General features: G+C 39.7%; 6 protein-coding genes. 1 reads left to right on the top strand and 5 read right to left on the bottom strand.

The window, feature by feature from the left end; all coding sequences use genetic code 11:
* Positions 1-767, bottom strand: a 767-nt coding sequence (locus HMPREF3249_RS05930; RefSeq protein WP_070867522.1) for a purine-nucleoside phosphorylase, incomplete at its 3' end; no start/stop codon positions are given.
* A gap of 182 nt (positions 768-949) precedes the next feature.
* Positions 950-1639, bottom strand: a complete 690-nt coding sequence (rpiA, locus tag HMPREF3249_RS05925; RefSeq protein WP_059220878.1) for a ribose-5-phosphate isomerase RpiA — start codon at positions 1637-1639, stop codon at positions 950-952.
* Between the two features lie 355 nt (positions 1640-1994).
* Between rpiA and mnmE the strand changes: the two genes are divergently transcribed.
* Positions 1995-3368: a tRNA uridine-5-carboxymethylaminomethyl(34) synthesis GTPase MnmE gene (mnmE, locus tag HMPREF3249_RS05920; RefSeq protein WP_049534332.1), complete on the top strand. Its 1374-nt coding sequence runs from the start codon at positions 1995-1997 to the stop codon at positions 3366-3368.
* A gap of 201 nt (positions 3369-3569) precedes the next feature.
* Here the strand turns inward: mnmE and HMPREF3249_RS05915 are convergent, their stop codons facing one another.
* The 3 genes from HMPREF3249_RS05915 to tuf all read right to left on the bottom strand — a co-directional run bounded on the left by HMPREF3249_RS05915 (position 3570) and on the right by tuf (position 9193).
* Entirely contained in the window at positions 3570-7016 is a 3447-nt protein-coding gene (locus tag HMPREF3249_RS05915) for a GBS Bsp-like repeat-containing protein (protein ID WP_059220880.1), read from the bottom strand.
* 65 nt (positions 7017-7081) lie between these two features.
* Positions 7082-7840, bottom strand: coding sequence for a triose-phosphate isomerase (gene tpiA, locus HMPREF3249_RS05910; protein ID WP_059220882.1), 759 nt, complete (start codon positions 7838-7840; stop codon positions 7082-7084).
* 156 nt (positions 7841-7996) lie between these two features.
* Positions 7997-9193, bottom strand: a complete 1197-nt coding sequence (tuf, locus tag HMPREF3249_RS05905) for an elongation factor Tu (RefSeq protein WP_003023932.1) — start codon at positions 9191-9193, stop codon at positions 7997-7999.
* Between the last annotated feature and the right edge of the window lie 64 nt (positions 9194-9257).

Genomic DNA, 9257 nt, shown 5'->3' with positions numbered 1-9257 from the left:
TCCTTGATACGTTCTGTCACTTCTACGACTTCTTCGTGGTTTAGCTCGCTTTGAAAACCAGCTGCAAAGTTTGTAATAGCTGAAATTCCCAATACCTTCAAGCCTGAGTGAGCTGCCACAATTGCTTCCGGAACAGTTGACATACCAACAGCACTTGCGCCTAATGTTTGGAAAGCACGGATTTCTGCTGGTGTTTCATACGTTGGTCCCGTCACACCCAGATAAACTCCTTCTTTCAATTCAATGCCTAATTTTTCTGCTACGGTGTGGGCTTTTTCACGGTAAGCTTTTGTATAAGCATCAGACATATCTGGGAAGCGTGGACCAAATTCATCCAAATTCGCTCCAATCAAAGGATTTTGCCCCGTCAGATTGATATGGTCTGAAATAGCCATTAACGTCCCTGGACCATATCCAATCCCTCCAGCGGCATTGGTAACAATGACACCTTCACAGCCTAGCGCTTTCATTACACGGACTGGGAAAGTCACTACTTCCATTGGATTTCCTTCGTAAAAATGAAAACGTCCTTGCAAAGCCAGTACTTTCCGACCTGCTAAGTCGCCATAAACCAATTTTCCAGCATGCCCAACCACCGTTGAGCGACCCCAATTTGGAATGCCTGCATAGTCAATGCTGACAGCATTTTCAATCTCACCAGCTAATTCTCCCAAACCAGAACCGAGAATCAAACCAAATTCTGGTGCAGTAATTCCTTTATCTTTTAAAAACTGTGCTGTTTCGTTAATTTTATCCATTAAATTCATATCTTTATCCTTTTATATCTTTTTTAATTTTCACTCGAAAAATGCTGAATGACACAATTACATCCCACTCTCAAGAGCATATTCTAATCTTTCTTGTTCTTTTTGAACAGCATTTAGTGCAATACTAATTCGGACCGAATCCATGACAATGACATAAATATAATAACATGTGACATAAAATTCTATTCTCCTTTTGATTTGGTTGATTTTAAAATTTGCACGCCGTTTCTTCCAGCAACAATGACCATATCCACCATTTGATTAAAGAGTCCATGTTCTACCACACCGACTACATGATCTAGCTTTTGCCCAAATTCGACTGGATTTTCAATCACGCCTAAGTCAAGATCGATAATGAAATTCTGCATATCCGTGACATAGCGCTTCCCATTTTTTTCACGAAATGACGGTTTATAGCCTGCATGTTCAAAACGACGGAAAAGCTGTTCTGCTCCGTATTGTACGACTTCTACCGGTAATTTGAAAGCACCTAGTTTACCAACCATTTTACTTTCATCAACTACCCAAATGTAGGTTTTGGTTGGAGTTGCGACAACTTTTTCCATAAGCAGAGCGCCGCCACCGCCTTTGATACCGTTGAAGTCAGTATCCACCTCATCAGCTCCGTCAACGGTCACGTCTACTTCATCTACTTCATCAATTGATTTCAAAGGAATATCTAAACGCCGAGCTTGTTCACTCGTCGTGCTTGAAGTTGTAACTGCTGTTATTTTCAGTCCTTCTTCCTTGATACGCCGTCCAACTTCTTCCACAAAATAATAGGCAGTCGAACCCGTTCCTAAACCAACTACCATACCGTCTTTCACATATTCTGCAGCTTTGATTCCTGCCATTTTTTTGAGGTTTTCCATTTTTGCTCCTTTATTCAATCTGCTTCTAGTATACCATGATTTGCCAACTTTAGCACCCCAAAAATGAAACCACTTTCTTTTTAAATGATCCCTTTTTTACAAACATTCTAAAATCCGAATATTCTATTTTTCTTGATTATAAGACACCAAAAATTCCAAATTTTCTCCGTTATAATTTGATATATCAAACGAATAAGCGAATGATGATTGAACCTTTCTTAAAATTTATTTTATTGTATTAAAGAGAGATGATGAACTTATTTGAACAAAAATAGCATGTAAAAACCTTGCGACTAACCTTGTTTTGCGTTACAATGAATATAGATTGCATAAACACATTATAAGGATTAAATTGATGATAACCAAAGAATTTGATACGATTGCTGCCATTTCCACTCCTCTTGGTGAAGGAGCTATCGGCATTGTTAGACTGAGCGGGACGAACAGCTTTGCCATTGCTCAAAAAATCTTCAAAGGAAAAGATCTGAGTACCGTTGCCAGTCACACACTAAATTATGGGCACATTATTGACCCAGAAAAAAACGAAATCTTAGATGAAGTTATGATTGGAGCTATGCGTTCTCCTAAAACCTTCACGCGCGAAGACGTGATTGAGATTAACACCCACGGTGGAATCGCTGTGACCAACGAAATTCTCCAATTAGCTATTCGCGAAGGTGCCAGAATGGCAGAACCTGGTGAATTTACCAAGCGCGCCTTTCTCAATGGACGTGTGGATTTGACGCAAGCAGAGGCTATCATGGACATTATTCGGGCAAAAACGGACAAAGCCATGAATATCGCCGTCAAGCAACTGGACGGTTCTCTGTCCGACCTCATCAACAACACACGTCAGGAAATTCTTAACACACTAGCTCAAGTCGAGGTCAATATTGACTATCCAGAATATGATGACGTTGAGGAAATGACTACCAAACTGTTGCGTGAAAAAACTGCTGAATTTGAAAAACTGCTGACTCAACTTTTAAAAACAGCTCGCCGCGGTAAGATTCTACGCGAAGGAATTTCGACTGCTATTATTGGTCGCCCTAATGTCGGAAAATCTAGTCTCCTTAACAACTTGCTCCGTGAAGATAAGGCTATTGTAACGGACATTGCTGGAACCACTCGCGATGTCATTGAAGAATATGTCAACATCAACGGAGTGCCACTCAAGTTGATTGATACTGCGGGTATTCGTGATACAGATGATATTGTCGAACAAATCGGAGTAGAGCGTTCCAAAAAAGCGCTCCAAGACGCTGACCTTGTACTTCTTGTGTTAAATGCTAGTGAGCCATTGACAGAACAAGATCGCAAACTGTTAGAAATCAGTCAAGACACCAATCGTATCTTGCTGCTCAATAAAACTGACTTAGAGGAGAAGATCGAAGTTGACCAGCTTCCCGATGACTTTATCAAGATTTCTGTTCTTCAAAATCAAAATATTGATAAAATCGAAGAACGAATCAACCAACTTTTCTTTGAAAATGCAGGCATTGTAGAACAAGACGCTACTTATCTCTCTAACGCTCGCCATATTTCTCTGATTGAAAAAGCTGTCGAAAGTCTCCAAGCTGTCAATGAGGGACTGGATTTAGGAATGCCTGTTGACTTAGTGCAAGTAGATCTGACTCGGACCTGGGAAATCCTTGGTGAAATAACAGGTGACGCCGCTCCTGATGAACTCATTAGCCAACTTTTCAGCCAATTTTGTTTGGGAAAATAATAGTAAACAAATTCGAACAAAAACAAGTAAGCTCTATGATTTCTATAGGAATAACCTTAGAAATCATAGAGCTTCTTACTTTTCATCAAAAAGAGAATAAGACAGAACTAAACATTTAAAATTTTTAGTTCGTAGTTTCAGCCTTTCATTACTAAACCGATAAAATGGCAGAAACTTCGTTCTCACAGAGCAGACACAACATTACGATCTAATTGTCATGAACGGAGAACCTTCTGTATTATCAGTTGGATCCAAACTCCGTACTCTAAATAAATAATCTACTGAATAATAGCCATTATTATTAGCATTATACGGATCCATTACGTAAGTCATTCCGTTGTTATAGCCCCTCATGACTAGCTCATGCGTAACAGGATAATTTGCAAATATACTGGTTCCTACTGCACCAAGCACATGGTGTCCCATAGCAAGTGCTTCTCGCACAGCTGCAGTTGACCCTAAAGTCTCTGTTTTTAGGCCCCAATGCCGTGCTGCTAATACAATTCCGTGGCTCGTTGTTCCGTAACTTCTCTTATTAAATTCGTTCGTAGAATGATAGAGATAATCTGCCACAGTCGTTGGTAAAACAGTCTGTCCTGTAATACCAGAAATTGCCATAGCGACTGTCGTTGGAACGCAGCCTGTTGCAGCAAACGTATAGCCACCATAAGTTCGTCTTGCCCAACGACTATCACGTTGAGAATAATATGGTGTCGGATAAGACGTTTTAGAAACTTGTACTGTGGTGCCCGCCACTCCAACGAGTTTACCATTGTTTTGAATGTAATACAAATGAATATTGTATTCTCCGGTTGAGTTCTTATGGTCACTCACTTTCACAGTTATCTTATAGGTACCGTCTGATCGTTTCGCAGCAGTGTACCAAATGATGTCATCTTGACCATTCACACTAGACCAAGTTGGCAATTTCACTTCACGAACACCATAAGGACTGGAAACATTAGACACTACCACGTCAAATGTTCCTGTTTTAGGATTATTATTTTGAATCGTGATTTTTCCAGTTGGTTTAAGGTTTTCCGCAGAAATTGTCACATTGGTTGATGTACCGCCTACTCCAATTAATGTTCCATTGTTTTGAACATAGTACAAATGAATATAGTACAAACCGGTTGAATTCTTATGATCACTTGCTTTAATGAATGCCTTATAAGTTCCATTGGTCTGTCTAGTGGCAGTGTACCAGATAATATCGTCCTGACCATTGACATTAGACCAGGTCGGTAATTTCACTTCACGAACACCATCTGGATTAGAAACGTTGGAAACAATTACTTCAAAAGTCCCTTTATTGGCATCTTTATTTTGAATTGTTAATGTACCTTTTGGACGTGCAATTGAAACTTCTGTCGTTGTGCCACCAATCCCAACGATTTTACCATTTCCTTGGATGTAGTAAAGATGAATATGGTACAAACCTGTGCTTCTTTTATGGTCACTCGCTTTGACAGTTGTTTTGTAAGTTCCATTGGCCTGTCTAGTGGCAGTGTACCAGATAATATCGTCCTGACCATTGACATTAGACCAGGTCGGTAATTTCACTTCACGAACGCCGTAAGGGCTAGAAACACCTGAAACAATCACATCAAAGGTTCCTGTGTTAGGATTATTATTCGCAATTGTAATATTGCCTTTTGCTCTTGCTAAAGATACAATTACTTGCGTTCCTGCTACTCCAACGATTTTGCCATTGTCTTGGATATAATACAGATGAACATTATATAGACCTGTTGAATATTTGTGATCACTTACCTTGACAGTTGTCTTATACGTTCCATCAGCTTGTTTTTTAGCGGTATACCAGATAATATCATCTTGACCATCTACATTAGACCAGGTCGGTAATTTCACTTCACGAACACCATCTGGACTGGAAACGCCTGAGACAATCACATCAAAAGTTCCTGCGTCTGGATTGTTATTTGTGATAGTCAAAGTACCTTTAGGATGCGCAATCGAAACTGTTGTCGTTGTCCCTGTTACTCCTACCAACTGATTATTTTCTTGGATATAATATACATGAATATTATACTCTCCAGTTGATTTTTTATGATCAGTCGCTTTAACTGTTACTTTGTAAGTTCCATTGGCTTGTTTCTTAGCAGTATACCAGATAATATCATCTTGACCACCGATGCTGGACCAAGTTGGAACTTTCACTTCACGAACGCCATAAGGACTGGAAACATTGGAAATAAGGACATCAAAAGTTCCTGTGTCTGGATTATTATTAGCAATGGTCACTTTTCCTTGAGGTCGTCCAAATGAAAGCTCGGTAGTTGTTCCACCTACGCCAACCAACTTCCCATTATTTTGGATGTAATAAAGGTGAATGTGATAGAGTCCTGTAGAAAATTTGTGATCTACTGCCCTTACTGTTACTTTATAAGTTCCATCAGCCTGTTTAGCAGCTGTATACCAAATAATGTCATCTTGACCATTGACATTAGACCAGGTCGGTACTTTCACTTCACGAACGCCGTAAGGAGCAGAAACGTCCGACACAATCACATCAAAGGTTCCCGTGTTAGGATTCTTGTTTTGAACCGTGATTTTTCCCTTTATTGGCTGATTTACAGCACGATTGCTTGGAGTTGCCTTATTCGTAAATCGTCCAGTATAATCCACGCTTTGGTCAAAAACATGACGACCAAGTAGTAGTTCAGCTTGCGAAGTAAACTGCCAAGCACCTGCTTCACTATTATATTTCAGTGTTTTCGCATCATCTGCACTTAATTTTGAAGTTGGATATTGTGCTACCCAGAAATTCTCCAAGCCAAATTGCTCTGTTTGGATTGGTCCTTTCGTTCTGAGATTATTTCGATCAAGCCAACTTGCACTTGTATAGTACATCAAATTTGAAAAACCCATACGCCGCATTTCATCTGCCCAAGCTTGAGTAGTTGCATTGATATTCGGACGCATATCAGAATCTTCAATATCATTTACCATAACAGTTGAGGAAGGAAGGTTCAATCGCCTTGCTTCCTCTGCAAAATAGCGCGCTTCTGCTCTTGCTTCTGCTTCATTAGTATAATGAGAAAAAGCATAAGCCGACACTTGCATACCTGCCGCTTGTGCATTCTGTGTTTGAGAAGCCGCATAAGGATTTTTATAACTCGTTCCTTCTGTTAATTTGACAACAACCCCATTTACCCCTTTTTCAGCTAAATGTTGATAATCCTCTTTGCTGATATGTCCATTATGACTGCTGACATCCACAAAAGTTGATTTTTTCACTTGTGCATCAGGATTACTTCTAGCTGTTGCTTGATTATTCTGTGCAGCAAAAAAAGTTGACTTGTTGTCTTTTTTAGTCTCAGTTGTAGTTGTCGAATTTTCTTTTACAACATTTTGTTCTTCTGAAACTTTAGCTTCAGTTGAAGCGGTTGATGAAGCAGTTGCTTCATTTTTAGATGAAGAAGATGAAGTTGTTTGATTTATTGGAGCAGTTTGAGTTACTTCTTTTGTTTGGAGTTCAACTGAAGAATGAGCTTCTTGTTTATTGACTTCTACTGTCGGCTGTGGCGTAGAAGTTTTTACAGGTTCATCAGCAAAAACCTGATGTGAACTAGCTGCAATTAAAATAGCTGTGCTTGCTAAATAAAATAAACTTTTCTTTTTCATTTTATTTCTCCATTTTAAAATAAGCCTGCCATAAAATATGGCAAGCTAACTATTTCTTTTAAGAATTATTTTACAAAGTCCAACAATGCAAGGAAGCTTTCTGCTTCAAGTGATGCTCCACCAACAAGGGCACCGTCAACATCCGGACATGCCATGTATTCAGCTACATTGTTCGGTTTTACTGAGCCGCCGTATTGTACACGTACTTTGTCAGCCACTTCTTGACCAAAGTCAGCTGCTACAACATCACGAACTGCTTTACACATTTTTTGAGCATCGTCTTGAGTAGCTGATTTACCAGTACCGATAGCCCAGATTGGTTCGTAAGCAATGACAAGAGAAGACACTTGTTCTGCTGTCAATCCTGTAAGGGCTGCAGATACTTGAGCACCTACAAATTCCACTGCTTTACCAGCTTCGTAAGTTTCAAGAGATTCACCACAGCAGATGATTGGAAGAAGACCGTTGCGGAAGATAGCATGAGCTTTCTTGTTGATATCTTCGTCTGTTTCATGGAAATAGTCACGACGTTCAGAGTGACCAATTACAACATAATCAAGACCCATTTCAGAAAGAACTTTGGGACTATTTTCACCAGTAAATGCACCAGCATCTTCAAAATAAGTATTTTGTGCAGCAACTTTAAGATTTGAACCTTTTGCTGCAGCAAGAACTGTCGTCAAATCAAGTGCAGGAGCTGCGATACCTGCTTCAACAAGATCAGATGAAGGAAGTTTACTTGCAACTGCTTCTACAAAAGCTTTAGCTTCTTCTGGATTTTTGTTCATTTTCCAGTTACCAGCAATAAATGGTTTACGTGACATTTCACATACCTCTTCTTTTTTTATTTACATCTATTATTTTACCATAATTTAATAGAGAAATAAAGACTGAGTCGAATGAAATCATAAAAAAGAAAGCCCCGCAACAGCGGAGCTCATTTGTCTGACTTTAATTGTTCATCTGGGAACTTAATTGAATTAAGCTTCGATTTCTGTAACCATACCTGAACCTACAGTACGTCCACCTTCACGGATAGAGAATGTAGTTCCTTGTTCTACGGCAATTGGGTGGATCAATTCAACGTCGATTGTTACGTTATCACCAGGCATTACCATTTCAGTACCTGCAGGAAGTTCGATTGAACCTGTAACGTCTGTAGTACGGAAGTAGAATTGAGGACGGTAGTTGTTGAAGAATGGAGTATGACGTCCACCTTCTTCTTTAGTAAGGATGTAAACTTCACCTTTGAATTTAGTGTGTGGATGAATTGAACCTGGTTTAGCAAGAACTTGTCCACGTTCGATTTCGTCACGTTGGATACCACGAAGAAGAACCCCTACGTTATCTCCAGCAAGACCTTCGTCCAATTGTTTACGGAACATTTCAACACCAGTAACAACTGCTTTTTGGATTTCGTCACGGATACCAACGATTTCAACTTCGTCGTTGACTTTAACAGTACCACGGTCGATACGTCCTGAAGCAACAGTACCACGTCCAGTAATTGAGAATACATCTTCGACTGGAAGAAGCAATGGTTTGTCAGTGTCACGTTCTGGTTCTGGAATGTATTCATCAACAGTATCCATCAATTCCATGATGATGTCTTCATATTTTTCATCACCTTCAAGAGCTTTAAGAGCTGAACCTTGGATAACTGGGATTTCATCACCTGGGAAATCGTATTCTGAAAGAAGGTCACGGATTTCCATTTCAACCAATTCAAGCAATTCTTCATCGTCAACCAAGTCAACTTTGTTCATGAAGACGATAAGGTATTTAACACCTACTTGGCGTGAAAGAAGGATGTGTTCACGAGTTTGAGGCATTGGTCCGTCAGTTGAAGCTACTACAAGGATAGCTCCGTCCATTTGAGCAGCACCAGTGATCATGTTTTTAACGTAGTCCGCGTGCCCTGGAGCGTCGATGTGAGCATAGTGACGTTTAGCAGTTTCGTATTCAACGTGTGCAGTGTTGATAGTGATTCCGCGTTCGCGTTCTTCTGGAGCAGCATCAATAGATGAATAATCTTTTGGTTGGTTAACTGAACTTGGAAGACGACGTGCAAGTACAGTCGTGATAGCTGCAGTTAGGGTAGTTTTACCATGGTCAACGTGTCCGATTGTACCGATGTTAACGTGTGGTTTACTACGATCGTATTTTTCTTTTGCCATTTGAGTAAAAGCCTCCAATAAAATATATTTTATAGATAGACAGTAGGCAATACAGTCTAACTTT

The sequence above is a fragment of the Streptococcus sp. HMSC36C04 genome (assembly GCF_001839535.1).
GTDB classification, from domain to species: domain Bacteria; phylum Bacillota; class Bacilli; order Lactobacillales; family Streptococcaceae; genus Streptococcus; species Streptococcus hominis.
Note: the sequence above shows the minus strand (reverse complement) of the source record. Positions and strands in the feature narration are given on the sequence as shown.

What these genes read in the sequence shown, in the direction of transcription:
- tuf (WP_003023932.1), bottom strand. Translation starts at nt 9,193, where the DNA reads ATGGCAAAAGAAAAATACGATCGTAGTAAACCACACGTTAACATCGGT.
- rpiA (WP_059220878.1), bottom strand. Translation starts at nt 1,639, where the DNA reads ATGGAAAACCTCAAAAAAATGGCAGGAATCAAAGCTGCAGAATATGTG.
- HMPREF3249_RS05915 (WP_059220880.1), bottom strand. Translation starts at nt 7,016, where the DNA reads ATGAAAAAGAAAAGTTTATTTTATTTAGCAAGCACAGCTATTTTAATT.
- mnmE (WP_049534332.1), top strand. Translation starts at nt 1,995, where the DNA reads ATGATAACCAAAGAATTTGATACGATTGCTGCCATTTCCACTCCTCTT.
- tpiA (WP_059220882.1), bottom strand. Translation starts at nt 7,840, where the DNA reads ATGTCACGTAAACCATTTATTGCTGGTAACTGGAAAATGAACAAAAAT.